The following is a 591-nucleotide window of genomic DNA, read 5'->3' on the forward strand; positions in this document are numbered from 1 at the left end:
CTGGTGCGACAGTGATGGATTTATCTGGCCCAGTCGCTCACACGGCGCTTACTGTGACGCGTTTTTCGCCTGATGGCAGCCAAGCTCGTGGTACGTTAAACAACTGTGGCAACGGCTATACGCCGTGGGGTACTTACCTCACGTGTGAAGAGAACTGGCCTGGCTACTTCGTTAATGCGGGGACTCGTACAGAAGAACAAGATCGTATTGGTGTGGATGATAAGAGCACGCGTTACTTGTGGGAAACATTGGCAGGTAACTCAGAAGAGCGTTTAGATGAGTTCACGCGTTTTAATGTTGCACCAACAGGCACCAGCTCTGCAGACGATTACCGTAACGAAGCGAACGGCCATGGCTACATTGTAGAAATTGACCCATATACCCAAAACTCTCGTGCGAAAAAGCGTACCGCGCTTGGTCGTTTCCGCCACGAAGGTTGTGCTTTCGGTAAGCTAGAAGCAGGCAAACCCGTAGTATTTTACTCAGGTCATGATTCTCGTTTTGAATACCTTTACAAGTTCGAGTCTGCAGCGGCTTGGGATCCTGCTGATGCAAATCCTGCGAATCGCTTGGCGACGGGCGACAAGTACA

At 50.6% G+C, this 591-nt stretch carries 1 protein-coding gene; it reads left to right on the forward strand.

Features of this window, described 5'->3' with window-relative positions; genetic code table 11:
- The coding region (locus R7Z77_RS26960; RefSeq protein ID WP_318137252.1) for a PhoX family protein at positions 1 to 591 on the forward strand (591 nt) is incomplete at both ends.

The sequence above is a fragment of the Vibrio sp. 1401 genome (genome assembly GCF_033340295.1).